We start from the raw sequence: 25,361 nt of genomic DNA on the forward strand, positions 1-25,361 counted from the left end.
ATCGTGGACCTGTCCGGGATGCCGCGCCACCGCGTCGCTCCAGCCTTTGCGGCGCAGTACCGAAGCGGCCACCACCGGGTCGTCCAGCAGGACGTCGACCTGGCCGTCGACCAGACGGGCGTAGCCGGCCTCGACGATGCGCGAGCGGACGAAGGCGCCGGCGGTGTCGTCGGCGATCATCATCTCGGCGACTTCAGGGCCGTAGAAGTAGCCGTCGGTTACCGCGACGCGCTTGCCCTTGGCAAGGAGTTCGGCCAGCGACTGATCGCCCAGTTCCTCCAGCTTGTCGCTGCGAACGAACATTGCCATGTTTTCGTCGCGATAGGGCTCCGAAAAGATCGCGAACGGCTCACGCTGACTGTTGGGTGTCGCCGCCAGCAGAAGATCGATATCGCCGGTTTTGATCGCTGCGAGGTGGTCCGCCCAGTTGCCTTGCACGAAATTCAGACTGCAACCGGCGGTATCGGCCAGTTCGCGCACCAGTTCCACGTCGAGTCCGGCAATCTGTCCGTCCGCCGTTTCGTATTGATACGGTTCCCAGGGATCCCAGCCGACCTTGAGCTTGCAAGGTTCGGCGACGGCGGTTTTCTGAGGGGCCGTGGCCGTTGCGACCGATTGCGGTTGTTGGTGACAGGCCGCTGCGCACAGCACTGCAACAAGCCCGAGACTTTTGCTCGTGATACCCATCGCGCTCTCCTCTCTATTGGTTATGTGACATCTGATGCGACGGAGCGCGAGCAGTGTAGACCCAAAATCGGCAACACCCAAGATCCGCAGGGCACGCCGCGCGCGTCCACAGACTTCGATGCCGCCGGTCCGCGAATGCTTGCTCCTCGGGGTTTCCGACAGATGCCGGCCGTTCGCTGACCGGAAATCTCCGGAAAGCGGATTGGGGCAGGTCCAAGGGCCATTGCGGCCCGATGCGCTTCCCGTCGTCCCGGACAAGCGCAGGCCTGCCCCCGAATCCATTCGCTTCCATGAATGATGGCCAGCAAAAAGGCCGCAGCGTTGCTGCGGCCTTCGTCGATGCGCAGGGCTTGGAACTCAGCGATCGCGATACTGTGCTTCGATCTGCTCGTTCTGGCCTTTCACGTCCACGCACACGGTGGCGGTGGGGCGGGCCAGCAGACGCGGAATGCCGATTGCTTCGCCAGTCACCTCGCAGTAGCCGTATTCCTTTTCGGCAATGCGGCGCAGGGATTCGTCGATCTTGCGCAGCAGCAGCGATTCACGCTCACGCAGACGCAGATCCAGCCAGTGCTCTTCCTCGGCCGTGGCACGGTCCGCAGGATCGGCGAAGGTTTCGCGCTGGTGGAGGCGTTCCTTGACTTCGGTCTGGCGATCGAGCACTTCCTTGCGCTGCTGCAACAGCAGGTCGCGAAAGTACTGGAGTTGCGGTTCGCTCATATAGTCCGCATCGGACATCCTGCGAATGTCCTGCTCGGTCAGCGGCTGGCCGGCAACGGCTTTGAACGCCTTGGCGGTCTTGGCCGCACTTCCTGACTTTGCGGCAGCGGCCGCGCGGGCCTTCTTGGGGGCGGTGGAACGGTCAGACACGGAATTGGGCATGGATTTCTTGGCTTTGGTTGGTCTTGAAGGTGCCGCAGCGGCGATGGTACGGCGCCGCGAACTGGCGGTTCCGCTTGTGGTCTTCACGGTGCCGGAGACATCTTCCGAAACCGCGCTGCCGTTCGGCACATTCTTGGACATGGACAATCAAGGCACCCTGAGCCGGGTGGTCCCATCAAAGGAAGTCGCGCCTTATACACTGCGCCCTTGTTAGGGTCAATTCATGGAGGACGCTGTCGGAACCGCGCATAGGGTCTGTCGAACTGCCCCTGAGGCGCCACAGGCCTTGCCTCAGGCCGTTTTCGACCATTGCGTGAGTTGTCGCGCGACCCAGGCCCCGTCGTCCAGCGTGAGATCGTGGCCTGCGTCCGGATGTTCCAGCACAGGGCAGTCCCAGGCCAGCGCCAGGGCTCTTGAACAGCGCGGGTCGACCAAACGATCGCCGCGACTGCCGATGACGATCCAACGGGTCGCAGGCGGCCTCGCGGGCGCGCGATAACGCGCCGCCGCCAACAATTGCCTCAGCGCATTACCGCGGCTGACCGGATAATGGCCGCGCCAGTCCGTCCAATCGTCCAGCAGAGCGTCGTCAATCGGTCGGTTACTGGTCAGTTTCAGGATCATGCGTTCGCAATCGCGATCGGCGGGCGGTGCCAGCGCCATGCGTAGCACTGCGCTCCAGGCTGCGGGGCGCAATCGGTGGGGCGCGGGGCTGAACGGCCGCATGCTGGTGTTGATCAGCGCACAGCTCGCGATCTCGGTCGGTGCCAAGGCCGCCCAGGCCGTTGCCACCATGCCGCCCAGGGATACGGCAAGCAGTCGATACGGTGGCTCGACGCCACGGCGCCGCATCTCGGCGCGACAGTACTGGGCCATATGCTCGATTCGGGTCGGGCTCGGCTCGTGGTTCAGTCGCCCGTTTCCGGGCAGGTCCAGCATCAGCGGCGGCGGCCCCGCATCCTGTTCGGCCAGCAGGCGAGGGAAATCGGCCCAATGGTGGCTGTCACGCGTCAGCCCGCGCAGCAGTATCCACGGGGACTGTCTGGCCTTCATCGCCGATACCAGCGCGCCAGGGCCTGTTCGCGATGCGATTCGCGTTCGTCGGCTCTGGGCAACCAGCGTGAGTAGCTGCTGGCCGCGCGCGTGAAGAAATCGAGCAGCGCGATGTGTCGACGCATCACGCGATGCTGGCGATGGCCGATCAGCGGATTGAACATACCGTGTCGGGAAAACAGCTGTCGCGGGTTTTTCTTGACCCACAGCCAGGATCCCATTTCCAGCGTCAAGGGCAGAAACACGCGCGAAGGCTCGGCCTCGACACCGCGATAGAGATGGTCCCAGATATCGCCATGTGTCAGGTACTGATGGCTTTGCGGCTCGAATACGTACATGTGATGAGCATGCGTCTGTTCGAAGATCATGCGCAGGGCATGCAGCTCCGGCAGATGCTCGACCGGTCTGCGGGTATGCGCATACGGAAACCAGATGCGGTCCTGTACCCCGAAGCCGGAATGACAGTCCACGGCGAGACTGAACGGCCGCCCCAGCAATTCGGCTTCAGCCAACGCACACAGGGCCGCGCTTTCGGCCTGCATCGGGGCATCCTTGGGGCCGCGATACCACGGCAGGCTGGCGCTGATCCGCTGACCACCGAGTAGATACGGCACTCGTTCACTGGCATCCACAGGCGCATTGCGCATCAGGTCCACGCCCGAGGGGTTGGCGCGCGTGCCCAGGCGCAGTCCGCCGGGGTTGACCACCGGCATGAACACCAGCCGCAATTCGCGCAGCTGTTCGTGCAGCACGTTGTCCCAGCGCAGACGCTTGACCAGATGCCGCACGAAGGCGATGACCACTTCGGCGCCGATGCGCTCCAGGCCGTGTACGCCCCCGAAGAAGCCGACCACCGGAACATTCGGTGAGGGATTCCCCAGATACAGCGCCAGTACCGGCAACGATTCTCCAGCAGCGTCCACCTCACACAGGACCTTCGCATCAAGATAGGGTTGACCTTCCTTGATCAGCGCCTGCAGTTCGCTCAGTTCGGCTAGGGGGCGGCTCACTCTTATTCATTTGATTCGTGAATTCAGCGGCTTAGTGTATTGACGCAATGTTGCAGTACGGGGTCTGCGCGGCGCATTGTCATCGGGATGACATGGCACGGTCATCTGCACGAGATAGGCTGCGGTTTGACGGCCCTTGGGCCACTGTCTCTTGCAGGAGGCGAAAATGGACCGAATCGTTCGCAAACTCACGATCCAGCCGCTGATCATCGGCGGCGCGATGTTGCTGGGCGTCCGCGAATTCGTCGCGCTACGTCGCTCGCAGGCGATCAACCGCACGCACGCGGCCAACTGAGCCGCTGACGCGAACGCCGGCCCGGCAGCCGGCGCCACCTGGCGGCCCATTCAGCAACGAATGCAGCCCCGTCGCTGAATACTCTCATGTCGCGCAGACCTGTGGATGCCTGCAGCTACAGCTTCGAGTCTACATTTCCGAAGTCGTGCGCACCAAGGGCGGGGGCGTCAGTTCTTGAGGCGATAGCCGGTACGGAAGATCAGCCAGATGCCACCCAGGCACAGCAGCATGAACAGCGCGGTCATGCCCAGACTCACAGCGACGCTGACGTCCGAGATGCCATAGAAGCTCCAGCGAAAGCCGCTGACCAGGTACACCACCGGATTGAACAGCGTGATCTTCTGCCACAAGGGGGGCAGCATGCTGATCGAATAGAAGCTGCCGCCGAGGAACACCAGCGGCGTAACGATCAGCATCGGCACCACCTGCAGCTTCTCGAAACCATCGGCCCAGATGCCGATGATGAAGCCGAACAGGCTGAAGGTCAGCGAGGTCAGCACCAGGAACGACAGCATCCAGATCGGGTGGGCGATCTCGAAGGAGACGAACAGCCGCGCCGTGAGCATCATCAGCAGGCCGAGCAGCACCGACTTGCTGGCCGCCGCTCCGACGTAGCCGAGCAGGATCTCGAAGGCCGAGACCGGCGCCGACAGCACCTCGTAGATCGTGCCTGAGAACCTCGGCATGTAGATGCCGAACGAGGCGTTGGAAATGCTCTCGGTCAGGATCGACAACATGATCAGGCCGGGCACGATGAACGCACCGTAGCTGATGCCGTCGATTTCGGTCATGCGCGAGCCGATCGCGGAACCGAACACGACGAAGTACAAGGATGTGGAAATCACCGGTGACGCGATGCTCTGCATCAGGGTGCGGAAGGTGCGGGACATTTCGAAATGGTAGATCGCGCGAACCGCGTAGAAATTGATCATCGCTCAGTCACCAGGCTGACGAAAATGTCCTCCAGCGAGCTTTGCCGCGTCTGCAGATCCGTGTAGTCGATGCCCAGCTCGTCGAGCTGACGCAGTAGCGCGGGAATGCCTGTGTTTTCGCTATGCGTGTCGAAGGTGTAGACGATGCGGCGGCCGTCGTCCGACAGCGCCACGGACTGTTCAGATAGGGCGGAGGGCAGGGCATCGATCGGACTCGGCAATTGCAGACTCAGCTCTTTCTTGCCGAGCTTGTCCATGAGCTTGGCCTTGTCTTCCACCAGTATCAGCTCGCCGCGGTTGATGACGCCGATGCGGTCCGCCATCTGTTCGGCTTCCTCGATGTAGTGCGTGGTGAGGATGATCGTGACGCCGCTTTGGCGGAGTTGACGCACCATCGCCCACATGTCACGCCGCAGTTCCACGTCGACGCCGGCGGTGGGCTCGTCCAGAAACAGGATGCGCGGTTCGTGCGACAGCGCCTTGGCGATCATCACGCGGCGCTTCATGCCGCCGGACAGGGTGATGATCCTGGACTTGCGCTTGTCCCATAGCGACAGGTCGCGCAGCACTTTCTCCAGATACGCCGGATTGGCCGGCAGGCCGAACAGGCCGCGGCTGAAGCTCACGGTGTCCCAGACTTTCTCGAAGGCGTCGGTCGCCAGTTCCTGCGGCACCAGGCCGATGCGTGCCCGCGCGGCGCGATAATCCCGCTCGATATCAAAGCCATCGGCAGTAATGCTGCCGGTCGAGGTCTTGACGATGCCGCAGATGATGCCGATCAGCGTGGTCTTGCCGGCCCCATTGGGGCCCAGCAGCGCGAAGATTTCGCCGGGCTGGATGTCCAGGTCGATCTGTTTCAGGGCGACATGACCGGAGGCGTAGGTCTTGGATACGCCGGCCACCGAAATGATCGGCGTCTGCGCCGGTGAAGCGGAACGGTTTGTCATTTTGTCTGGAGTGAGTCTGGCGGTTATGAAGCCGGCGACGCCGGAGCATGGCGACCGAGCCGGCCAGTTCACGCTCGGCGCGAAAGCTTAGCCGATTGCTCAGCCGCAGACGCGCCGATGCCGACCGCGCAGCGCGGTGGGACGATTTCATAAAACCTTCCCGAACGCCGAGTAAGGTCCGACCGCCGCAGCGCGCCGCAGCGCCGCAGCGCCGCGTTCGATACTCATTTTTCGGGGAACATTGATGTCACAAGATTCCAAGCTGGCGGCGTCGCCATTTTTGTGCGCGTTCGCAATGGCCTTGAGCCTCGGCTCGTCTGCTGCTTGGGCCCAACAAGCCGGCGAAAGCTCGGGCAGCGCGGTTGTTGACGCCAGCGGCGATGCCAGTGCCGTGGCCGTGGAAAAGGATGCCGATCTCGGCTCGACGGTTGTTACCGGCACCGCGCTGGCACGTTCGCGAGCCATTGCGGAGAAGCAGGATGCACTCGGCGTGGTCGACGCGCTGGGCGTCGATGAACTGGGGCAGCTGCCGGACAAGAACATCGGGGAATCGCTCAACCGCATGCCGGGTGTGTCGATGCTCGTCGAAAAGGGCGAGGGGCGCTACGTACAGATCCGCGGCATCAACCCCTCGCTCAACAATGTCACCATCAACGGCGTGCAGATGGGCTCGCCGGAAGCCGAGAATGGTGGTCGCAACGCCCCGCTGGACATCATTTCCGGCGGCGTGCTCGGCGGCGTGCAGGTGATCAAGACGCCGACCCCGGACATGGATGCCCAGGGCATCGGTGGCACTGTTAACGTACAGACCAAGATGCCGTTCGATCGCGAAGACGATTTCTACGGCTACGCCACCGCGCGCTACGGCTTCGAGGACATCAGCCCGCGCGACGAAGCCTATGGCGGAGAAGATCCCTATGCGCTGGAGGCCACGGCATCGGGCAAGCTCGCCGACCGTCGCCTGGGCTGGCTGCTGGGTGCCTCGTATTCGGACCGCGAATACATCGCGCAAGGCATCTACCAGGACGACTGGGCGGACGACTACGGTGTGCCCTTGCCGGTGCAGGTCAAGAACAACTACTACGTCATCGGCCGCGAGCGGCTCAACGTCAACGGTGCCCTGGAACTGCGGCCCAACGACAGCTCCAGCTATTTCGTGCGCGGCTTCTACGCGACCTGGGACGAGTTCCAGCATCGCAACCGCTATCAGGAAAGCCTCACCGAAGACGTGATGCCGGACAGCGAGACCTCCGGCACCTCCGGCGGCGAGCGCGTCTCGCCGAACATTCGCCTGGAAGACATCAGCAAGACGCTCTCGTCGTTCGCGGCGGGCGGCGAGAACCGCAAGGGTGCCTATACCCTCAACTACCTCGTACAGTCCAACCACAACGAGATCGACGAACCCAACGACTACTGGGAATTCCGCTCAGCCAAGCAGTTCGGGCCCAATCACTGGGGCATCAACGGGGACGGCATTGTCACGATCACGCCGGACGCCGGCGCACCGGACCGCCAGGACCCGGATCTCATCGACTTCCGTCGCGCGCGCTTCTATGACCTCAGCGCCGAGGAAGACACCCTGATCGGCCAGCTGGACCTGCGCTGGGACCGCGATGCACTGAGCTACTTCAAGGCGGGGCTCAAGGCCTCCCAGACCGACCGAAAGCTGGACGCCTCGGAGACACGCTGGAACGCCGGAGACCAGCAGCTGACGCTCGGCACCTCGCCGGACTTCACCAACGGCGCGTTCACCAATGACACCGATGCCGGCGACGTTCCGAACATCTGGATGGACATCGCCGCGATGAACCGTTTCTTCGACGATCCGGCGAATGCCGGCTACTTCGAACTCAACGAGGGCGATACCTTCACCGAGGAATATTCGTCCGACTACGATCTCACCGAAACCATACTGGCCGGTTATGTGATGGGCGTGACCGAGATCGGCCGCACCCAGATCATCGGTGGTGTGCGCGTGGAATCCACGGACGTGGACAGCAGCGGTTACCTGCTCGATGACGGGGAAGCCCGCAGCGTCGACGACGGCGGCGACTACATCGAATGGCTGCCGGCGCTGCTGCTCAACTACCGGCCCAGCGAAACCGTCATCCTGCGTGCGGCCATCACGCGCGCGCTGGGCCGTCCGGACTACGACACCATCGCACCCCGGGCCAGCTACTCCGAGGACACCGGATTCGGCGAGCTGTCGGTCGGCAACCCCGATCTGGAAGCGCGTAAAGCCTGGGCCTATGATTTGTCGGCCGAGTGGTACCCGAACGCGCTGACCTTGCTGTCCGCCGCCGTGTTCTACAAGGATATCGAGGACGAACTCGTCAGCCTGTCCGAGCGCTACACCACGCCCGAGGACATCGAAGCCGGCTTCGCCGCGCACGGTCTCGGTGGCGCGGTCGATACCAGCGAACTCACCGAGCTGACCGTGGACACCACCGTCAACGGCGGCTCGTCCTACCTCAAGGGCCTGGAACTCAACGGCCAGACGCAGTTCGACTTCCTGGCGTCACCGTTCGACGGCCTGGGTCTGGCGGTCAACATCACCTGGCTGGATGGCGAAACCAAAATCAATGGCGTCAAGACACCGCTGCAGCAACAACCGAAGCGCTCCTATTCGTTCACCGCGTTCTACCAAAAGCGTGCCTTCGACGCTTCCGTCAGCTACACCTACAACGACAGCTACCCCACGGAACTGAACCTGGACGATCCGAACGCAAACCTCGACCAGGGCGAGTTCGGCCGCTGGGATGCCAAGCTGTCCTATGCGGTGACCGAGCAGCTCAAGCTCTTTGTCGAAGGGGTCAACCTCAACAACGAGCCGACCAGCGAGTTCCAGGGCGGCCGCGAGCGCCAGGCCACGGAATACGAATACGTCGGCCGTTCGGTCTACCTTGGCGTCAATCTGGGTTTTTGAGATGAAGCTGCGCACGACTGTCGCCGTATTGCTGAGTCTATCCGGCCCACTCGCCGCAGCCGCAGGTCCGGAACCGTTCACGGTTCCGGACTATGTCGCGCCGCGTGTCGTCGAACTCCAGGCCAAGACCGTGCAGGTCTACGACGCGCCGGAAGCGGATCAGGGTGTCGCCGCCGATGCCACCCACTTCTATGCGATCGACAATACCGTGATCGCGCAGTACGCCATCGACAGCGGAGCGCTCGTTACACGTTGGGCCGGGCCGGCGAAGGGTCTGATCCGCCATCTCAACAGCTGCTTTGTCGAAGGCACCACGCTGTGGTGCGCCAACTCGAACTATTCCTTGACCCCCATGGGGTCTTCGGTCGAACGTTTCGACACTACGAGCATGCGACATGCCGGCAGCCACAGCCTGGGCTTGATGGACGAAGGTTCGCTCACCTGGTTCGGACGCCTCGGTGCAGGCTGGATTGCCGGCTTTGCCCATTACGATGGCAATGGCGGCTCCGGGTTCAAGGACCATCGTTACGCCAGCGTGGTCCGCTTCGACGAGCAGTGGCGCCGCAACGGCGGCTGGCTGATGCCGGAATCGGTCCTGCAACGGATGGCGCCGCATGCCGCGTCCGGCGGCGCGATCGGACCCGACGGCCTGCTGTACCTGCTGGGGCACGACCGGCCGGAGATGTATGTCGTAGCCAAGCCCAACATGGGGCCTACCCTGATTCACTTGGCCACGATCTCGCTCGAAGCCGAAGGGCAGGCTTTCTGCTGGGCGCCGGGCGATGCCCGCGAGATTTACAGCATCGACCGCCGACGCAAACGCGTGCGCCGCATCGCGCTTCCGGACATCGCGACGCTGCCGGAGGACGCAACACGATTTTCCGCGCGATGAAGTCGCCTATTCCGCTAATCCGCGAGCGGCCGGCTCTCAGACTCTCAGAAACCTGGCCAGGACCGCCACCAACAAGCCCGGTACAGCGGCAAAAAGGAATGAGGCACGCCAACCAAAGTGTGCGCCAGCTGCCCGGTCCCGGCCCCGGCCCCGGCAAAGGCTGCGGCTGCCCCGAGTGGCAATCCGAGCATGAATATGCCCAGTGCCCGGCCTCGTTTAGAGCTGGCCACAGAGGATGGACACAAGTTCAGATCGAGTGGCTTTACCAAGGCGGAGGAACCGGGACCCGGGCAAGTTGATCGGCCAGGGTCAGGGCCGCCAGCACCGCCCAGAAGGCGAAGCCGAGCAGTGCCGTCAGACGGACCACGCCGGAGCGCTGGCGCAGGTGCATCGCCCAGATCATGACGATGCCGGCCATCAGTACCGGGATGGCGATGGAGAACACCGTATGCAGATGGCCGAGGCCGGCATGCGCACTGAGCAGGTTGAAGCCCAGCAGCACAAGCTGCGCGAGCAGCATGAATGCGGGCAGGCGGCCGGCACGTAGCGTTTCCCGGTTCATGAGCGATCCAGCAGGTAGAGCATCGGGAACAGGAAGATCCAGACCATGTCCACGAAATCCCAGTACAGCGCCACGCACATCACCGGGCTTGCATAGGCCGCGCCGATGCGCTGTCGCCGCACCTCGCGCGCGTAGAACGCGAGCAGCACGATGCCGATCAGCAGGTGCAGCAGGTGGACCAGCGTCATTGCGTAGTACAGCGCGTAGAAGCGTTCCACGGTCTGCGCGTGCAGCCCGGTGTAGGTGAAGCGCAGGCCGGGCACCAGGCCTTCGCCGTAGTCCTTCCAGTATTCGTAGAGATGCAGCGCCATGAACAGCGCGCCGAGTCCGGCGGCGCACCACAGCAACGCTGCGCTGGCACGGTTTTCATCGCGGCGCAGCAGCGCCGTGGCCCAGGCGGCCGCAGCGGCGCTGAGCAGCAGGATCACGCTTTCGATACCGCCCAGCAGCAGATCGGTATGGCGGCTGGCGAGCACGAAACCTTGCGGGTCCTGCACGCGGCAGTAGGCATAGGCAGCGAACAGCACGCCGAAGAACAGCACCTCCGTGGCCAGGAACACCCACATGCCGAAGGTGGCGGCGCCGGACTGCTGTTCGATGTCGTCGAACTGCTCGGCCGGGGAGACGGCGCGGCTCATGCTCGAGCCTCCGCTTCGGCTTCGGCCTGTGACGGGCTGTACTCGTAGGGGCCGCCGTCGACACGCGGCGTTTCCAGAAAGTTGTGCGTCGGCGGCGGTGAGCTGGTCTGCCATTCCAGCCCGGTCGCGGCCCAGGGATTGGCCGGCGACCGCGCGCCGTAGAACAGCGACCAGCTCAGGTAGCCCAGCGGCAGCAGGTAGGCGGTGGCGAGCACGGCCGCGCCGCCGGAGGAAAACGCGTTGAGCAGGCCGAATTCCGGGTCGTAGCTGTGGTAGCGCCGCGGCATGCCGAGAAATCCGAGCACGAACTGCGGCAGGAAGGTGAAGTTGAAGCCGAAGAACATCAGGATCGCGGCGAAGCGCGCCCAGGCTTCAGGATAAAGCCGGCCGGTGACCTTGGGCCACCAGAAATGGATGCCGCCCATGTAGGCCATGACGGCGCCGCCGACCATGATGTAGTGGAAGTGGGCGACCACGAAATAGGTGTCGGTGAGGTGCACGTCCAGCGCGGTGGCGGCGAGGAACAGGCCGGTGAGCCCGCCGAGCAGGAACAGGCCGACGAAGCCGAGCGCGTAGAGCATCGGCGCCTCGAAGGTAATGCTGCCCTTGTACAGCGTGGCGGTCCAGTTGAAGACCTTGATCGCGCTGGGGATGGCGACGACGAAGCTCAGCAGCGAGAACACGATGCCGGCGTACATCGACTGGCCGGACACGAACATGTGGTGGCCCCAGACGAAGAAGCCGACGATGGCGATGGCCATGATCGAATAGATCATGAAGCGGTAGCCGAAGATGCGCTTGCGCACGAAGCAGGGAATGATCTCCGAGACCACGCCCATCGCCGGCAGCACCATGATGTAGACCGCCGGGTGCGAGTAGAACCAGAACAGGTGCTGGAACAGCAGCGGGTCGCCGCCCAGCGCCGGATCGAAGATGCCGACGCCGAACACGCGCTCCAGGCCGATCAGCACCAGCGTCATCGACAGCACCGGCGTCGCCAGGATCATCACCAGGCTGGTGGCGTACATCGTCCAGGCGAACAGCGGCATGCGGAACCAGTGCATGCCGGGCGCGCGCATGCGGTGGATCGTGACGATGAAGTTGAGGCCGGTGAGGATCGACGAAAACCCGACGATGAACACGCCGACCACGACCAGCAGCACATTGGAGTTCGAGAACAGCGTCGAGAACGGCGTGTAGAAGGTCCAGCCGGTATCGGCGCCGCCGGCGATCAGGCAGGCAATGGTGAAGATGCCGCCGAGCGCGTAGAGGTACCAGCTCGCCAGGTTCAGGCGCGGGAACGCGAGGTCCCGGGCGCCGAGCATCAGCGGCAGCAGGATATTGCCGAGCACGCTGGGGATCGACGGGATCAGGAAGAACCAGACCATGACCACGCCGTGCACGGTGAAGGCCTCGTTGTAGCCGTCGGCCGTAAGGACGTCGCCCTGCGGCGTGGCCAGTTCGGTGCGGATCAGCACCGCCGCGGCGCCGCCGACGAAGAAGAACGCGGTGATCGCGATCGCGTACAGGATGCCGATGCGCTTGTGGTCGTGCGTCAGCAGCCAGCTGCGAAAGCCGGTGGGTGTATCCAGGAACGAGGCCGGGCTGTCAGCGTGGGGCATCAACGGTCTCCTGGCGCGGGTCCGGGTCCGGGTTCGGGTCCAGCGACTGTATGTAGGCGGTCAGCGCGATCACGTCTTCCTCGTCGATCTGGTTCTGGAACGTCGGCATGATGTCCGGGTAGCCGGCGGCCACCTGTTTGCTCGGCAGCAGAATGCTGTCTCGGAGATAGCGGGCATCGGCGGTCACGGTGCTGCCGTCGCTCAGGGGAACGGGCTTGCCGTAAAGCCCGGCCAGGTCCGGCGCGTGCACGGTGGCGGCGGGTCCATGGCAACCACTGCAGCCAAGCTGGCGGAACAGCGCCTCGCCTTGATGGGCAAGGCTGTCGGTACCGCCGGCGTCCGCCCACAGGGCATAGGCGGCGGGCTCCATCACCACGATGCGGCCGCGCATGAGCGCGTGGTCGGTGCCGCAGAATTCGGCGCAGTAAAGCCTGAATTCCCCCGTCCTCTCCGGCTTGAACCACATCTGCGTATAGCGGTTCGGCAAGACGTCCTGTTTGATGCGGAAGGCCGGCACGAAGAAGCTGTGAATCACGTCCTGCGAGGTCATCGTCAAACGCACTGGCTTGCCGACCGGAATGTGCAGCTGATTGACTTCGCGCCGGCCATCGGCGTGCTGCACTTTCCACATCCACTGCTTGGCAACCACGTGAATGCTGGTCGCCTCCTTGGGCATGGTCTGGATCTTCGCGAACAGACCGATGCTCCAGGCGAAGATGCCGATGAACAGCACGCCGGGCACGATCGTCCAGGTCAGTTCCGCGCCGAGATGGCGGGAATGGTCACCGCTGCGGTCGGCCTTGCTGCCGCGCCGGTAGCGCACCGAGAAGAGAACCAGCGTGACCGTCACCGCCAGCAGGACGAAGCCGCACAGCGCCACCATCGCGAAGAACATCGCATCGACGTCGTCGGCGATGTTCGAAGCGCCGGTAATGAGCCGGTCGAAGCCGATCATGCGGCACCCTCGTCAGTCGACGTCCGCCGCAGCAGCCAGGCGATCAAACCGCCCAGGGCAAGTACCGATGCCACACCGGCGATCTGGAGTATGCGATTGATGCGCGAGGTGTAGCGGCCGCTCGAAGGATCGTAGTGATAGCAGAGCAGCAAGACCTGGTCGGCGAAAGCCTGCAGGACACCGCCGCGACCGTCGGGCTGTGTCAATGCCGCGTCGACGATGCCGAGCTTGAGGGTCTGCGGATCGAACTGCACGCCGGCCAGATAGCGCGCAATGCGGCCCGTGGTGTCAAGGACCAGGACGCCGGCGGCGTGTGCGTACTGACGCTGTTGCGGGTCATGGCGGTAGCCGTAGCCCACCGCCCGCGCCAGACGCCGGATCTGGGTTTCGTCGCCGGTGGCGAAGTGCCACTGCGGGACGCCGGCCCGGTCGAAGCTGTCGGCCAGCGCGGCGCGACGCTGGCGCGCGTCGGCGGGGCCTTCGTCCGGGTCGATGCTGGCGACCAGCAGTTCGAAGTCGCGGCCGGGCCGGCGGTCGATCTCGCTGACCGCCGAGGCCAGTCCGGCCCAGACCGCGCCACAAAGATTGGGGCAATGGTAGTAGCCCAGCATCAGCACCAGCGGCTTGTCGCCGTAGCGTTCGCCCAGATGGAACGCCCGACCATCCGCATCGCGCAATGCGATATCGGCCGGAACCCGGGCGCCGGCTTGCGGACTGAAGCGCACGGCGTCGATGTCGACCACGGGGGGCTGCGCGGCGACGGCACACGCCGCCACCAGCATGGCCAAGGCCAGCAGCGCCCTCATTCGGTACCGCCATTCGCGGCGCCCTGCGCGTCGCGGGCCAACACCTGCATCGCCGCCGACACCGGAATGCGCGCGACACCTTGGCCGCGGTCGTCCCAGGCATACGTATCGAGCTGCTGTTGCTTGTGCGCCTCGTACTGCCGGTAGTCGGGCAGCGGTCGAGCTTGCAGACGCGGCGCAGGCGGGATGGCCACGGGCGTCGCGGGCGACTTGTTGTCCGCGTATTCGAACAGGCCTTGCCAGATCGACAGGCTGATCAGGCTCAGCGCGATCAGCCCGCCGAAGACGCCGCCGATGATCACGCAGACCCGCTTGATGGAAAGGTTTTCGGGCTCGTGTCCGGAAGCGGCAGCGTTTGCGGCTTTGTTCATGCCGGTTCTCCGGCGATTCTCGTGCGGCGCCGTCGCAGGAAATCGAAAGCGCTGCCGAACAGCAGGCCGAGCCCGAGCACGGCGAGCAGGTCGCTCCAGTACCAAAGCGGTCCGGAGCTACGCAGACTCGGCAGGACCATGAGCACCGCCTCCATGAACTGCGCCGCCAGCAGCAGCGCCGCGCACAAGGCCAGCACGCGCGGGTTGCGGCGTGCGCGGCTGTCCAGCAACAGGCAGAACGGCAGCAGTACGCGCAGCGCCACGCCGGCCAGCATCCACCGGGACCATTCGGTGCCGACGCGCGGCCAGTACCAGGCCAGCGCCGAAGGCTGGTCGCCGATCCAGGCCGTCAGATAGTCCATGTAGGCCAGATAGGCCCACAGCAACAGCAGCATCAGCAGCCAGGCGCCGTGATCCGCTCGAATGCTTTCGTTTTCGACCGAAGTGGTCGAGGCACCGACCGCCAGCGCCATCGCGCCGAGCACCCAGCCGCTGATCGTCAGCAGACCGAAACCGGCGGCGTGGTGCTCCGGCGTCAGCGACATCGCCCAGTCGATGCCGGCGAGGCTGCCGCTGAGGCCCAGCCACAACAGGGCCAGCACCGGGCCGCGTCGGCGCGCCGGCGGCGGGCGCTGCACCCACAGCGCGAGCGCGCTCCAGCTCAGCAGGAACAGCAGCGCGCGGGCGATGAAGAACGGCTCGTTCAGATACCAGGACTGCGGCGTGTCGACAGCCCTGGCCCAGGGGTAGAGCGCATCAAGCGCCGGCAGCCACAACAGCGTGGCGACGCTCGTCAGCGGCAGCGTCGCCGCCGTCGCCTGCAAGGCCGGTCGCAGGGGCCAGCCCCAGTCCCCGCCGGTGAGATCGTGCAGCAGCAGCAAGGCCAGTGCGCCGAAGCCCAGTCCCGCGAACAGCCAGCAGGCCATCAGCAGGGAACCCGCCGCGGCCGGCGCCTGGCGCGTTTCGACGAAGGCGACGCTGGCCAGCGCAAGCACGCCGACGGCTGCGATGAGCGGCGCAGTCTTCGTCATTTCAGGGCCGCCTCCGCCTCGGCGCGAACCTTGTCCGGCAACTGTTGCAGCGGCGCGTGCTGCGAGAGTTGCAGCGCGCGGATGTAGCGGATGATCGCCCAGCGATCCTGTGGAGCGAGGCGGCCGGCGTACGGCAGCATCGCGCCGTAGCCGCCGGTGATGACTTGATAGAAATGCGCGTCCGGCGCCTGGCGCAGGCGATCCTGGTGAAAGCTCGGCGGCTGCGGGAAACCGCGGCGGGTGATGTAGCCATCGCCGTCGCCGATGCGGCTGTGGCAGGGCGCGCAATAGACCTCGTAGCGCTCGCGCCCGCGTTCGAGCACCGCCATCGTCAGCGGCAGCGGGTTTTTCGCATCGGGTGGCGGCAAGGGTTCCAGCTGCGCGCTTGCGGCCTGCGCGCCGCTGGCATCGGCACCGCGGCCGGCGGCCATCGCGACCGTGCCCGGCTGCGGGTCCTGCATCGAGTTGCCGTTGTCGAACAGTGGGCTGGGTTCGTAAGGCTCGTAGCGCGGCTGGTCGTACATGTCCTGCATGGCGTTCTCGCAGCCGGCGAGACCCGGCCCCAGCAGGCCGCCGAGGAGCACCATTCCGAGCAGCCCGACCTTGCTGCGCGGCCGGTCGATCGTGTCCAGGCGGTTCATGAATCGCCTCCGACTCGACTGAGGTGCCGCGCCCCCTTGCTCAGCAGCCAATCGCGCAGGGCTTCGCCGTTCTCGTCATCGAGCGGCAGCCACAACAGAAACGCATCGGAGGATGCCTGTTCCATTCCCGCCCAGTCGAATTCCGGCCGGTGCCAGCGCGGCAGGCCCGAGCGCAGCAGCAGGCCGAGGAGCCCGACCAGCCCGGCGCACAGCAGCGTCATTTCCAGTGCCGGCGGGCCGAAGGCCGGCCAGCTCGCCAGTGGCCGCCCGCCGATGTTGACGGGGTAGTCGATAACGGCGCTGTAGTACTGCAGGGCCAGCGTGCCGAGGCCGCCAGCGAGACCGCCGAGCAGCATCGCCAGCGGCAAACGGCTGGGCGGCAGCGCCAGGGCTTCGGCGAGGCCCTCCACCGGATACGGTGTCCAGGCGCGCAGGCCGCGATGGCCTTGCGATCGGGCGGCCTGCACCGCGCCCAGCAGCGTTTGCGGCGTGTCGAAGCAGGCAAGCAGTCCCGGCTGACCGGCGCTCATGCCTGCGGCTCCATGGGTTCCTGGGCGGACTTGTGGGCCAGCAGCCGGGTTTCGTGCATGGACACCACCGGAAACCAGCGCACGAACAACAGCAGCATCGTCATGAACAGGCCGATCGAGCCGGCCAGCATCGCCCAGTCCCACACCGTGGGAATGAAGCGGCCCCAGGCGGCCGGCAGGAACGGCCGGTATTCGCTGGACAGCACCAGCATGATGCGCTCGCACCACATGCCGAACACCACCGACAGGCCGGTCCAGAACAGCCAGCGCGGGCTGCGGCGCACGCGCGCCCACCACAGCGGCTGGATCGCGAGCACGTTGCAGATGATGGCGGCCCAGTAGACCGGCGCGTACAGGCCGGTGAAACGAAACCGCGTCACCGCGAGTTCGTACTCGTCCATGCTGTAGTAGGCCATGAAGGTTTCGGCGGCGTAGCAATAAGCCACCACCAGGCCGCCGCACAGCAGCAGCAACGCGAGTCGGTCCAGATGGCGTTCGGTGATCAGGGCTTCGAGCCTGAAACGCTTGCGCAGCGGCACGCCGATGACCAGGGCCATGGCGAAGCCGGAGAACAGCGCGCCGGCGACGAAGAATGGCGGGAAGATCGTGGTATGCCAGCCGGCGAGCAGGCCTTCCGAGAAGTCCAGCGCGACCATGCTGTGCACCGAGAACACCAGCGGCACGCCGAGCGCGGCGATGATGCGCGTCAGCGCTTCCAGCCGCTGCCAGTCGCGCGCCTCGCCCTGCCAGCCCAGCGCGACAAAGCCGTAAACGACGCGGCGCACTCGCCCGGCGGCGCGGTCGCGCAAGGCGGCCAGGTCCGGCAGCATCGACACGTACCAGAACAGCACCGAGACCAGCAGGTAGGCGAGGATCGCGCAGAAGTCCCAGAACAGCGAACTGCGCCACTGCGGCCACACGTCCATCGTGTTCGGGTACGGAAACAGCCAGTAGAAGAACCATGGCCGGCCGAGGTGCAGAATCGGGAAGATGCCGGAGACGCAGACCGCGAACACGGTCATGGTTTCGGCGTAGCGGCTCAGCGAATTGCGCCAGGGCTGGCGCAGCAGGTACAGCGCGGTGGAGATGAAGGTGCCGCCCATGCCGATGCCGATCCACCACACGTAGTTGGCGAGAGCGAAGCCCCAGTAGGCCGGTCGATTGATGCCCCAGATGCCGACGCCGACCGTGACCAGCACCGACACCGTGAACAGCAGCACCAGTACGCCGAGCAGCGAGACCGACAGGCCGATGCGCCAGCCGGCGCCGAAGCGCGGCGCCAGCGCCGGACGGGCGATGCGGGCATCGACGTCCCCCGGCGTGGTGCCGGGTGCCAGCCAGCCTTCACCGTTCACGCTTCGTTCTCCCCGCTTGTTTCGAGTGCGGGATTGGGGTTGCGCAGCCGTGCGAGATAGCCGGTGCGCGGCCGCGTATTGAGTTCGGCCAGTAGATCGTAGTGGCGCGGCGAGGCCTTTTGCCGGGAGACCGCGCTGTCCGCATCGGCGATGTTGCCGAAGGTGATGGCCTGCGTCGGGCAGGCGGACTGGCAGGCGGTGACGACCTCGCCGTCGCCGATCGCGCGCCCCTCGTTCTCGGCCTGGATGCGCGCCGCGGAAATGCGCTGTATGCAGAAGCTGCATTTTTCCATGACGCCGCGGCTGCGCACGGTCACGTCCGGATTGCGGCCGCCGCGCAGCGATTCGGTGTCGCGGTCGGCGTACTGCAGGAAGTTGAAGCGGCGCACCGAGTAGGGGCAGTTGTTGCCGCAGAAGCGCGTGCCGACGCAGCGGTTGTAGACCTGCACGTTGAGCCCTTCGTCGTCGTGCACGGTGGCGCCGACCGGGCACACCAGCTCGCAGGGCGCGTGCTCGCAGTGCATGCACGGCACCGGCTGCGACAGGATCTCCGGAGTCTCGACCGGGCCTTCGAAATAGCGGTCCACGCGGATCCAGTGCATCGCGCGGCCGAGTTCCACCTGTTCGGGGCCGACGGTGGGGATGTTGTTTTCGGACTGGCAGGCGATCGTGCAGTTCATGCAGCCGAGGCAGGCGTTGAGGTCCACGCTCATGCCCCAGGCCGGTCTGCCGGGGTCGCGCGTGGTCGGCGGATTCGCGTCGTAGAAGCTGTGCTTCGGCGTTTCGTCCTCGATCAGCGCGCCTTCGTGTTGGCGGTATTCGGCCAGCGTGGCGCGGCGCACAGGCTCGCGGCCTTCCATGCCGTCCTGGGTCTGCACGCGCGAGAGCATGCGGCGTTCGCCGGTCTTTTCGATCTTCAGCGGCGCGCTGCGCCAGGCCCCGTCGGCGGGCCGCAGCGCCGTCACTTCCACGCCGACGCCGCTGGCGATGCGCCCGGCCTCGCGGCGGCCGTGGCCGAGATGCACGGTGATGCTGTCCGCCGCCTGGCCGGCCAGCACCAGGGCCGGAATCTCGATGTGCGCGCCGTTGGTACTCAGGCGCAGCACGTCGCCGCTTTCGATGTCGTATTGCTGCGCCAGGCGCGCACCGACCCAGGCGAGATTGCCCCAGGTGTTCAGCGCGATCGGCTTCGGCAGCTCCTGCAGCCAGGCATTGTTGGCCTGGCGGCCGTCCCACAGCGTGGGGTCGGGGCGGATTTCGAGCACCGGGCCGGGCAGGGGCGGCGGCCATTGCAGATCGAGTTCGCGCAGCGCGGGGCGGAGCGTGGCGGCCGCCGTGCCGTCGATCAGACCCTGGCGCAGGCTGTCGCGCCAACGGCTGTCGAAGCCGGCGTCGCCGAGCCGCTGGCGCCAATGCGCCTGCACGATGTCGCGCGCCTGCGGTCCCGGATCACCGAGCAGGGCGGCGAGGATTTCGTGGGCCGGGCGGGCACCGTACAGCGGCGCGATCATTGGCTGCTGCAGGCTGGCGGTGCCGTCGTGGGCTTCGGCGTCCGACCAGCATTCCAGCGCGTGCGCCAGCGGGATGTGCCAGTGCGACAGGCGCGCGGTTTCGTCGGTGTAGAGCCCGCTGTGGACGCTGCGCGGAATTCTTTGTAGTGCCTCGGAAAACCGCGCGGATTGCGGCGCGTCGTAGGCCGGATTCACGTCCAGCATCAGCAGGGTTTCGACCTCGCCGTCCTCCATGTCCGACAGCAGCGTGGCGTAGGACTCGCCCTGTCGCGGCGCCGCGATGAACTGCAGGGTTTGGCCGACTGCGCCGAGGCGATGGTTGATCGCCCAGACCAGGGCGTGCACAGACGGCGGCTGCGCCGGTCCGGCGGCGACGAGCGCGGCCGGGCCCGCTGCGCGCAGGTCCTCGGCCAGCACCGCGATCCAGCGCTCGGCTGTCGGGCCGAGTGTGGCTCCGGTGTCGCCGATTCCCAGTTTGGCGGCGAGCAGGCGCAGCAGCTCGGCGACCCGTTCACCGCCGATCGGCAAACGGTGATCGGCGAGACTGCCACTGGGTGTGGGGCTGGGTTCGGCCACGTAGAGGCGATTCATCTGCGGCGGTTCGCGGCGCTTGGCGAAGTCCCGCGCGTGGCGCAGATGGCCCGGCCCCTGTGCCAGCAGGTCGGTGTCGAACAGCGCGACGAGCTGCGCGCGGTCCAGGCGATATTTGGGCTGCAAGGCCTGGCCGAAGGCGATGCGCGCGCCTTCGACCGGCGCGCTCAGGTCCACCGCGTCATGTCGGTGCCAGCGTGCGCCGGGCAGTTGGGCCTGCAGCGTTTCGATCTGCGCGCGCAGCGTCGGCGAGGCGATGCTGGGCGTCAGCAGGCGCAGGCCGTCGCCGCCGGCTTGCCGGATCTTCGCGAACTCGGCGAGTACGCCGTTCCAGGCGCCGACCTCCGTGCCGCCGCGCAGAATCATTGGCGAACGATCCGGGTCCCACAGATCCATGATCGCCGCCTGGGCGTGGATGCCGGTGGCGCCGAGGCTGGACGGGTGGCCGGGGTTGCCCTCGATCTTGGTCGGACGGTGGCCGTGGGTTTCCACCAGTACGCCGATGCCGCTGCCGGCATGGCTCAGCGTGCTGGCGTAGAACACCGGCTTGCCGGGCACCGCCCTTTCCGGCAGCCGCTGCTGCGGCACGATCTGTTCCGGTGGCGGGCCGCTGCAGGCGCTCAGTCCGGCGCTGCCGACCGCCGCCGCGGCAAAGCGCAGGAAGCCGCGCCGGTCCATGGCCGGCGCCTGCGACAGATGCGGGAACTGCTGTTCGACCAGTTCACGCAGGGCGCGGTGCTCGGCAAGCTGGTCGAGCCGCTGCCACAGCGCCGGGCCGCGCAGATCCGCCAGCAGCCGACGCAGTTCGTCCATGCGGTTCAGCGATGGCACGTGGAGCACTCCGTCAGTTGTCCCATCGGAACGTGGTAGGCGGCGATCAGCGCCGTGCCGGTGGCGCGCTGGTCCGCCGGCTGCCAGGCGAGATCGAACACCTTGTCGCGCGGCCGCAAGGCCTGGGCCGGGTCGCGGTGACAATCCAGACACCACTGCATGTCCAGCGAGGCATGGCGCCAGGTCAGCGGCATCTCGTCGACGCGGCCGTGGCAGCTGACGCAGCCGACGCCGTTGTTCACGTGCACGCTGTGGTCGAAGTAGGCGAAGTCCGGCAGGTCGTGAACGCGATTCCAGCGCAAGCCCTGCCCGGATTGCCAGGCCTCGATCAGCGGCCGCAGCGCCGGCTGGTCGGTATATAGCTGCGAGTGACAGCTCATGCACACCTCGACCGAGGGCAGGCCGGCGGTGGCGGCGGTTTCGACGCTGGCGTGGCAGTAGCGGCAGTCGATTCCATCGTCGCCGACGTGGTGCTTATGGCTGAAGGGGATGGGCTGCTCGACAACGGAGCCGGGCGGATGCGGCGCGGCGGTCGCGGTACGCCAGATCCAGAACACGCCTGCAGCCAGCACGATCACGCCCAGCCCGACCAGGCGTGCGACGAAATCCATGTGTCGGCCAAAGGGCTGGGCCAAATCCCCTTACTCCCTCTCTGGTGGCGACCGTAAGCTGGTCGGAACCTCAAACGAAACTTCACCCTAGTCAGGCTAGCTTGGCCTCGCCTGAATGGTCCTCCGGAGCGCGGCCGGCAGTGGCGCGAGCGCGCCTGTTCGACACCGATTCAGTCAGGCGGCGATAAGGTTCGAGACTGCGCCCCGACAACGTCCACCTGAAGATGAGGGCAATATGGCCAGACCGATCTGGACCGGAACCATCTCCTTCGGCCTGCTGCATGTGCCGATCCGCCTGTACACGGGCGAGCGCAGCGTCGATTTGCATTTCCGCATGCTCGACTCGCGTGACAAACGCCCGATCCGTTACGAGCGCGTGAATTCCGAGACCGGGCGGGAAGTCGCCTGGAAGGACGTGGTCAAGGCCTTCGAGTACAAGAAGGGCAGCTACACGGTGATCGATTCGGATGCCATCAAGAAGGCAGCGCCCGAGGCGACCCAGACCATCGATCTGGAAACCTTCGTCGAACGCGAGGCGATCGACCCGCGTTATTTCGACAAGCCCTACCTGTTGACGCCGGATCGCAAGGCCGACAAGCCCTACGTGCTGCTGCGCGAAACGCTGAAGAAGACCGGGCGCGTCGGCATCGCCAAGGTGGTGATCCGCACGCGCCAGCACCTGGCAATGCTGATGCCGCACGACGATGCCCTGGTGCTGATGCTGATGCGTTTTCCGCAGGAGCTGGTCGATCCGGGCGACTACCGGATTCCGTCCGGCAAGCTTTCGGACTTCAAGCTGACGCGCAAGGAAATCGACATGGCGGCGCAGCTGATCGACTCCATGAGCAGCGCATGGCAGCCCGACGAGTTTCACGACGACTTCCGCGAGCGACTACGCAATCTGGTCGAGAAGCGCGTCAAGGACGAGGGCGAAGCCGAGCCCGGAGACATCGAGGAAGAAGCACCGCCGTCCGGCAACGACGAGGACTTCATGGCCTTGCTGCGCGACAGCCTCAAGTCGAAGAACCGCGACAAGCCGGCGGGACGCAGCAGTCGTGGCAACACTCGTCGCCGCAGCACGCGCAAGAAGGCCGCGAGCAGGAAATCGTCCAAGTCCGCAAGGAGCAAGTCGGCATGAGCATCCAGACCTATCGCGAAAAGCGTCGGGAAGGCACGCCGGAACCGCGTGCCGGCCATAAGAGTGCGCGGCGCAGCGGTCGACCGCGTTTCGTGGTGCAGTTGCATCATGCCAGCAGCCGTCACTACGACTTCCGCCTGGAGGTGGACGGGGTACTCAAGAGCTGGGCGATCCCCAAGGGGCCGAGCCTCGACCCCGATACCAAGCGTCTGGCCGTGCAGGTGGAGGATCATCCGCTGGACTACGCCGGCTTCGAAGGCGAGATTCCGAAAGGCCACTATGGCGCCGGCCAGGTGGAGATCTTCGACGAAGGCGACTGGACACCCGAAGGCGATCCGCAGCAGCAGCTCGACCAGGGCCATATCAGTTTCGAACTCGACGGTCGGATGCTGCATGGCGGCTGGGATCTCATGCGTACGCGCATGAACGGCAAGCAGCCGCAGTGGCTGCTGATCAAGCGGCGCGACCGCTACGCCGGCGCGCGCGAGGCGGATGATTTCACCAACGCCGGCGGACACCTCGGATCCGGCAAACCCGAGGCCTCCACGCGGACAGCGAAGCGGCAATCCGCGTCGGCGAAATCGGCCGGCAAGGCCAAGCCGTTCGAAGCGCAGCTCGCCAAGCTTGTGGGTACGCCGCCCGAGGGCCGGCAATGGCTGCACGAACCCAAGTGGGACGGTTATCGGCTGCTGACGACCATCGTCGACGGCGAACCACGGTTGTGGTCCCGTAACGGCCTGGACTGGACCGAGCGCCTGCCGGATATCGTCGAGGCGCTGCGCAAACTCGACACCGAAGATGCCGAACTCGACGGCGAACTGGTGGTGCTGCGCCGCGGCCGCAGCGACTTCAACGCTTTGCAGACCCGTCTTGCCGGACGCTCCAAGGCATCGCTCAGCTATCAGCTGTTCGACCTGCCGCGCCTGAACGGGGAAGACCTGCGCGAGCAGCCGCTGAGCGAGCGCAAGCGGCGCCTGTACAAGCTGCTGTCGCGCAAGACGCGCGGCGCGCTCGCCTACAGCGAGCATCACGCCGGCGACGGTGACACCGTATTCGCCACCGCCGAAAAGTTCGGGCTCGAAGGCATCGTCAGCAAACGTGCGGACAGTCCCTATCGCGCCGGGCGCGGCGATGACTGGCGCAAGATCAAGCGCGAGAATTCGGACGAGTTCGCCATCGTCGGCTACACCGAGCCCAAGGGCAGTCGCCACGGCTTCGGCGCGCTGCTGCTGGCCGAGCCGGATGCCGACGGCGGCTGGCACTACGTCGGTCGCGTCGGCACCGGCTTTTCGGACGAGCTGCTGAGCTCGCTGTCCGCGAAACTGAAGAAGCTGCAACGCAAGACCCCGCCGGTCAGCGAGGCCAGCCTGGCCGAACGCGAAACCGGCAAGCCGGTCTGGGTGCGCCCGAAGCTGGTCGCGGAAGTCAGCTACCGTGACATCGCCGGCCTCGGCCTGCTGCGCCAGGCCGCATTCAAGACCCTGCGCGAGGACAAGACCGTGAACGAACTTGAACCGACCGTGGCCAAGGTCGCCGACCTCAAGCTGACGCATCCCGAGCGCGTGGTGTTTCCGGATGCCGGCCTGAGCAAGGCCGATGTCGCCGACTACTACCGAAAAATGGCCGAGCCGCTGCTGGCCGAGATCGCGGGCCGCCCGCTGTCGGTGCTGCGCTGCCCGGACGGAATCGAAGGCGAGCATTTCTTCCAGAAGCATCGCGGCAAGGGCATGGGCGAGCATGTGCACACCGTACCGATCGAGGAAAAGAACGGCAGCAGCGACTACCTGATGGTCGACAGCGTGGAGGGCATCGAGGAACTGGTGCAGATGAACGCGATCGAGTTCCATCCCTGGGGCGCCACCGCGAAGAAGCCCGACCAGTGCGACCGCCTGGTGTTCGACCTGGACCCGGCGAACGATCTGCCATTCAAGCGGGTGATCGAAGCTGCGCGCATGTTGCGCGATCGCCTCAAGTCCCTGAACCTCGAATCCTTCGTGCGCACCACTGGCGGCAAGGGCTTGCACGTGGTGGTACCGCTGTCGCCGGCCGCCGACTGGGATGCGGCCAAGGATTTCGCACACGCACTGGCTTCGGCCTGCGCGAAGGCCGAGCCGAATCGCTACGTCGACGTGGCCAGCAAGGCCAGGCGCAACCAGCGCATCTTCATCGACTATCTGCGCAACAGCCGCGGCGCCACCAGCGTGGCCTCGTACTCGCTGCGCGCCCGGCCCGGCGCGCCGGTGGCCGTACCGCTGCGCTGGGACGAACTTGGTCGGCTAGACAGCGCCGCGAAGTACGACGCGCAATCTGCCCCGAGCCGCTTCAAGCGGCTCAAGCGCGATCCCTGGGATGGTTTCGACCGCTGTCGCCAATCTTTGACGGCCGCGCTGAAACGGTTGGATTGATCGAGCGCAGGATGCGCAGCGGCACCTCGGTTCAGACCGAGTACGCCGATCTCGCAAGCGTCGGTGCGTTCCGCGCTCCAGGAGTTCTGCCCGCCTGAAGGATCCGCAATGCAAGCCCGCTGCCGACCCGATGCGTACT

Annotated in this window: 24 protein-coding genes; 6 read left to right on the plus strand and 18 right to left on the minus strand. The window is 65.7% G+C overall.

What is annotated here, in order from left to right; genetic code table 11:
- The coding region (locus RM530_RS17025) for a substrate-binding periplasmic protein (RefSeq protein WP_311366459.1) at positions 1-687 on the minus strand (687 nt) is incomplete at its 3' end.
- Positions 688-1,044: 357 nt separating this feature from the next.
- Positions 1,045-1,569 (minus strand): RNA polymerase-binding protein DksA, encoded by a 525-nt coding sequence (gene dksA / locus RM530_RS17030; RefSeq protein ID WP_311366460.1) that lies wholly within the window; start codon positions 1,567-1,569, stop codon positions 1,045-1,047.
- On the opposite strand from dksA, the gene RM530_RS17035 reads away from it, so the two are divergent.
- Positions 1,568-1,783 carry a hypothetical protein gene (locus RM530_RS17035; RefSeq protein WP_311366461.1) on the plus strand — a complete coding sequence of 72 codons (216 nt, stop codon included), beginning with the start codon at positions 1,568-1,570 and terminating at the stop codon, positions 1,781-1,783. The genes dksA and RM530_RS17035 overlap by 2 nt on opposite strands.
- Positions 1,784-1,860: 77 nt before the next feature.
- On the opposite strand, the gene RM530_RS17040 is transcribed toward RM530_RS17035, so the two are convergent.
- Together RM530_RS17040 and RM530_RS17045 are read right to left on the minus strand one after the other, a co-directional pair.
- Positions 1,861-2,622, minus strand: a complete 762-nt coding sequence (locus RM530_RS17040) for an alpha/beta fold hydrolase (RefSeq protein WP_311366462.1) — start codon at positions 2,620-2,622, stop codon at positions 1,861-1,863.
- Positions 2,619-3,632, minus strand: a complete 1,014-nt coding sequence (locus RM530_RS17045; protein ID WP_311366463.1) for a M14 family zinc carboxypeptidase — start codon at positions 3,630-3,632, stop codon at positions 2,619-2,621. Before RM530_RS17045 ends, RM530_RS17040 begins: the two co-directional genes overlap by 4 nt.
- Positions 3,633-3,798: 166 nt before the next feature.
- Here RM530_RS17045 and RM530_RS17050 point away from each other — a divergent pair, with 166 nt between their 5' ends.
- Positions 3,799-3,927 (plus strand): hypothetical protein, encoded by a 129-nt coding sequence (locus RM530_RS17050; protein ID WP_311366464.1) that lies wholly within the window; start codon positions 3,799-3,801, stop codon positions 3,925-3,927.
- A 167-nt stretch (positions 3,928-4,094) separates the two neighbouring features.
- Here RM530_RS17050 and RM530_RS17055 read toward each other — a convergent pair whose 3' ends face one another.
- Both RM530_RS17055 and RM530_RS17060 read right to left on the minus strand, forming a co-directional pair.
- Entirely contained in the window at positions 4,095-4,859 is a 765-nt protein-coding gene (locus RM530_RS17055) for an ABC transporter permease (protein ID WP_311366465.1), read from the minus strand.
- A complete protein-coding gene (locus RM530_RS17060) occupies positions 4,856-5,806 on the minus strand; it encodes an ABC transporter ATP-binding protein (RefSeq protein ID WP_311366466.1) in 951 nt (316 codons plus the stop codon). The genes RM530_RS17055 and RM530_RS17060 overlap by 4 nt, the downstream gene beginning before the upstream one ends.
- A gap of 244 nt (positions 5,807-6,050) precedes the next feature.
- Here RM530_RS17060 and RM530_RS17065 point away from each other — a divergent pair, with 244 nt between their 5' ends.
- The gene (locus RM530_RS17065) at positions 6,051-8,732 is read left to right on the plus strand and encodes a TonB-dependent receptor (RefSeq protein ID WP_311366467.1); all 2,682 of its coding nucleotides are present in this window, start codon (positions 6,051-6,053) and stop codon (positions 8,730-8,732) included.
- A gap of 1 nt (position 8,733) precedes the next feature.
- Positions 8,734-9,624 (plus strand): hypothetical protein, encoded by an 891-nt coding sequence (locus RM530_RS17070; RefSeq protein ID WP_311366468.1) that lies wholly within the window; start codon positions 8,734-8,736, stop codon positions 9,622-9,624.
- 262 nt (positions 9,625-9,886) lie between these two features.
- Here RM530_RS17070 and RM530_RS17075 read toward each other — a convergent pair whose 3' ends face one another.
- The 12 genes from RM530_RS17075 to RM530_RS17130 are packed head-to-tail and all read right to left on the minus strand — an operon-like array spanning position 9,887 to position 21,679.
- The gene (locus RM530_RS17075) at positions 9,887-10,186 is read right to left on the minus strand and encodes a cytochrome C oxidase subunit IV family protein (RefSeq protein ID WP_311366469.1); all 300 of its coding nucleotides are present in this window, start codon (positions 10,184-10,186) and stop codon (positions 9,887-9,889) included.
- Positions 10,183-10,824 (minus strand): cytochrome c oxidase subunit 3, encoded by a 642-nt coding sequence (locus RM530_RS17080; RefSeq protein WP_311366470.1) that lies wholly within the window; start codon positions 10,822-10,824, stop codon positions 10,183-10,185. The genes RM530_RS17075 and RM530_RS17080 overlap by 4 nt, the downstream gene beginning before the upstream one ends.
- Entirely contained in the window at positions 10,821-12,446 is a 1,626-nt protein-coding gene (ctaD, locus tag RM530_RS17085; protein ID WP_311366471.1) for a cytochrome c oxidase subunit I, read from the minus strand. The genes RM530_RS17080 and ctaD overlap by 4 nt, the downstream gene beginning before the upstream one ends.
- Positions 12,433-13,401, minus strand: coding sequence for a cytochrome c oxidase subunit II (gene coxB / locus RM530_RS17090; RefSeq protein ID WP_311366472.1), 969 nt, complete (start codon positions 13,399-13,401; stop codon positions 12,433-12,435). Before coxB ends, ctaD begins: the two co-directional genes overlap by 14 nt.
- Positions 13,398-14,207 carry an SCO family protein gene (locus RM530_RS17095; protein WP_311366473.1) on the minus strand — a complete coding sequence of 270 codons (810 nt, stop codon included), beginning with the start codon at positions 14,205-14,207 and terminating at the stop codon, positions 13,398-13,400. Before RM530_RS17095 ends, coxB begins: the two co-directional genes overlap by 4 nt.
- The gene (locus tag RM530_RS17100; protein WP_311366474.1) at positions 14,204-14,578 is read right to left on the minus strand and encodes a hypothetical protein; all 375 of its coding nucleotides are present in this window, start codon (positions 14,576-14,578) and stop codon (positions 14,204-14,206) included. Before RM530_RS17100 ends, RM530_RS17095 begins: the two co-directional genes overlap by 4 nt.
- Positions 14,575-15,609, minus strand: coding sequence for a hypothetical protein (locus RM530_RS17105; protein ID WP_311366475.1), 1,035 nt, complete (start codon positions 15,607-15,609; stop codon positions 14,575-14,577). Before RM530_RS17105 ends, RM530_RS17100 begins: the two co-directional genes overlap by 4 nt.
- On the minus strand, positions 15,606-16,250 hold the full coding sequence (locus RM530_RS17110; protein ID WP_311366476.1) for a c-type cytochrome: 645 nt from the start codon (positions 16,248-16,250) through the stop codon (positions 15,606-15,608). Before RM530_RS17110 ends, RM530_RS17105 begins: the two co-directional genes overlap by 4 nt.
- Positions 16,247-16,780 (minus strand): DUF3341 domain-containing protein, encoded by a 534-nt coding sequence (locus RM530_RS17115; RefSeq protein WP_311366477.1) that lies wholly within the window; start codon positions 16,778-16,780, stop codon positions 16,247-16,249. Before RM530_RS17115 ends, RM530_RS17110 begins: the two co-directional genes overlap by 4 nt.
- On the minus strand, positions 16,777-18,135 hold the full coding sequence (gene nrfD, locus RM530_RS17120; RefSeq protein ID WP_311366478.1) for an NrfD/PsrC family molybdoenzyme membrane anchor subunit: 1,359 nt from the start codon (positions 18,133-18,135) through the stop codon (positions 16,777-16,779). The genes RM530_RS17115 and nrfD overlap by 4 nt, the downstream gene beginning before the upstream one ends.
- Positions 18,132-21,050 (minus strand): Fe-S cluster-containing hydrogenase, encoded by a 2,919-nt coding sequence (locus RM530_RS17125; RefSeq protein WP_311366479.1) that lies wholly within the window; start codon positions 21,048-21,050, stop codon positions 18,132-18,134. The genes nrfD and RM530_RS17125 overlap by 4 nt, the downstream gene beginning before the upstream one ends.
- A 5-nt stretch (positions 21,051-21,055) precedes the next feature.
- The gene (locus RM530_RS17130) at positions 21,056-21,679 is read right to left on the minus strand and encodes a cytochrome c3 family protein (protein ID WP_311366480.1); all 624 of its coding nucleotides are present in this window, start codon (positions 21,677-21,679) and stop codon (positions 21,056-21,058) included.
- A 235-nt stretch (positions 21,680-21,914) separates the two neighbouring features.
- Here RM530_RS17130 and ku point away from each other — a divergent pair, with 235 nt between their 5' ends.
- Entirely contained in the window at positions 21,915-22,817 is a 903-nt protein-coding gene (gene ku / locus RM530_RS17135; protein WP_311366481.1) for a non-homologous end joining protein Ku, read from the plus strand.
- Positions 22,814-25,222, plus strand: coding sequence for a DNA ligase D (gene ligD, locus RM530_RS17140; protein WP_311366482.1), 2,409 nt, complete (start codon positions 22,814-22,816; stop codon positions 25,220-25,222). Before ku ends, ligD begins: the two co-directional genes overlap by 4 nt.
- Positions 25,223-25,361 lie beyond the last annotated feature (139 nt).

The organism is Banduia mediterranea (genome assembly GCF_031846245.1).
In the GTDB taxonomy this organism is placed as follows: domain Bacteria; phylum Pseudomonadota; class Gammaproteobacteria; order Nevskiales; family Nevskiaceae; genus Banduia; species Banduia mediterranea.

Bases quoted from the DNA above. Each gene is read 5' to 3' on its own strand.
- RM530_RS17035 (WP_311366461.1), top strand. From the start codon at position 1,568: ATGGATTTCTTGGCTTTGGTTGGTCTTGAAGGTGCCGCAGCGGCGATG.
- dksA (WP_311366460.1), bottom strand. From the start codon at position 1,569: ATGCCCAATTCCGTGTCTGACCGTTCCACCGCCCCCAAGAAGGCCCGC.
- RM530_RS17040 (WP_311366462.1), bottom strand. From the start codon at position 2,622: ATGAAGGCCAGACAGTCCCCGTGGATACTGCTGCGCGGGCTGACGCGT.
- RM530_RS17050 (WP_311366464.1), top strand. From the start codon at position 3,799: ATGGACCGAATCGTTCGCAAACTCACGATCCAGCCGCTGATCATCGGC.
- RM530_RS17055 (WP_311366465.1), bottom strand. From the start codon at position 4,859: ATGATCAATTTCTACGCGGTTCGCGCGATCTACCATTTCGAAATGTCC.
- RM530_RS17060 (WP_311366466.1), bottom strand. From the start codon at position 5,806: ATGACAAACCGTTCCGCTTCACCGGCGCAGACGCCGATCATTTCGGTG.
- RM530_RS17065 (WP_311366467.1), top strand. From the start codon at position 6,051: ATGTCACAAGATTCCAAGCTGGCGGCGTCGCCATTTTTGTGCGCGTTC.
- RM530_RS17070 (WP_311366468.1), top strand. From the start codon at position 8,734: ATGAAGCTGCGCACGACTGTCGCCGTATTGCTGAGTCTATCCGGCCCA.
- RM530_RS17075 (WP_311366469.1), bottom strand. From the start codon at position 10,186: ATGAACCGGGAAACGCTACGTGCCGGCCGCCTGCCCGCATTCATGCTG.
- RM530_RS17080 (WP_311366470.1), bottom strand. From the start codon at position 10,824: ATGAGCCGCGCCGTCTCCCCGGCCGAGCAGTTCGACGACATCGAACAG.
- ctaD (WP_311366471.1), bottom strand. From the start codon at position 12,446: ATGCCCCACGCTGACAGCCCGGCCTCGTTCCTGGATACACCCACCGGC.
- coxB (WP_311366472.1), bottom strand. From the start codon at position 13,401: ATGATCGGCTTCGACCGGCTCATTACCGGCGCTTCGAACATCGCCGAC.
- RM530_RS17095 (WP_311366473.1), bottom strand. From the start codon at position 14,207: ATGAGGGCGCTGCTGGCCTTGGCCATGCTGGTGGCGGCGTGTGCCGTC.
- RM530_RS17100 (WP_311366474.1), bottom strand. From the start codon at position 14,578: ATGAACAAAGCCGCAAACGCTGCCGCTTCCGGACACGAGCCCGAAAAC.
- RM530_RS17105 (WP_311366475.1), bottom strand. From the start codon at position 15,609: ATGACGAAGACTGCGCCGCTCATCGCAGCCGTCGGCGTGCTTGCGCTG.
- RM530_RS17110 (WP_311366476.1), bottom strand. From the start codon at position 16,250: ATGAACCGCCTGGACACGATCGACCGGCCGCGCAGCAAGGTCGGGCTG.
- RM530_RS17115 (WP_311366477.1), bottom strand. From the start codon at position 16,780: ATGAGCGCCGGTCAGCCGGGACTGCTTGCCTGCTTCGACACGCCGCAA.
- RM530_RS17125 (WP_311366479.1), bottom strand. From the start codon at position 21,050: ATGGACGAACTGCGTCGGCTGCTGGCGGATCTGCGCGGCCCGGCGCTG.
- RM530_RS17130 (WP_311366480.1), bottom strand. From the start codon at position 21,679: ATGGATTTCGTCGCACGCCTGGTCGGGCTGGGCGTGATCGTGCTGGCT.
- ku (WP_311366481.1), top strand. From the start codon at position 21,915: ATGGCCAGACCGATCTGGACCGGAACCATCTCCTTCGGCCTGCTGCAT.
- ligD (WP_311366482.1), top strand. From the start codon at position 22,814: ATGAGCATCCAGACCTATCGCGAAAAGCGTCGGGAAGGCACGCCGGAA.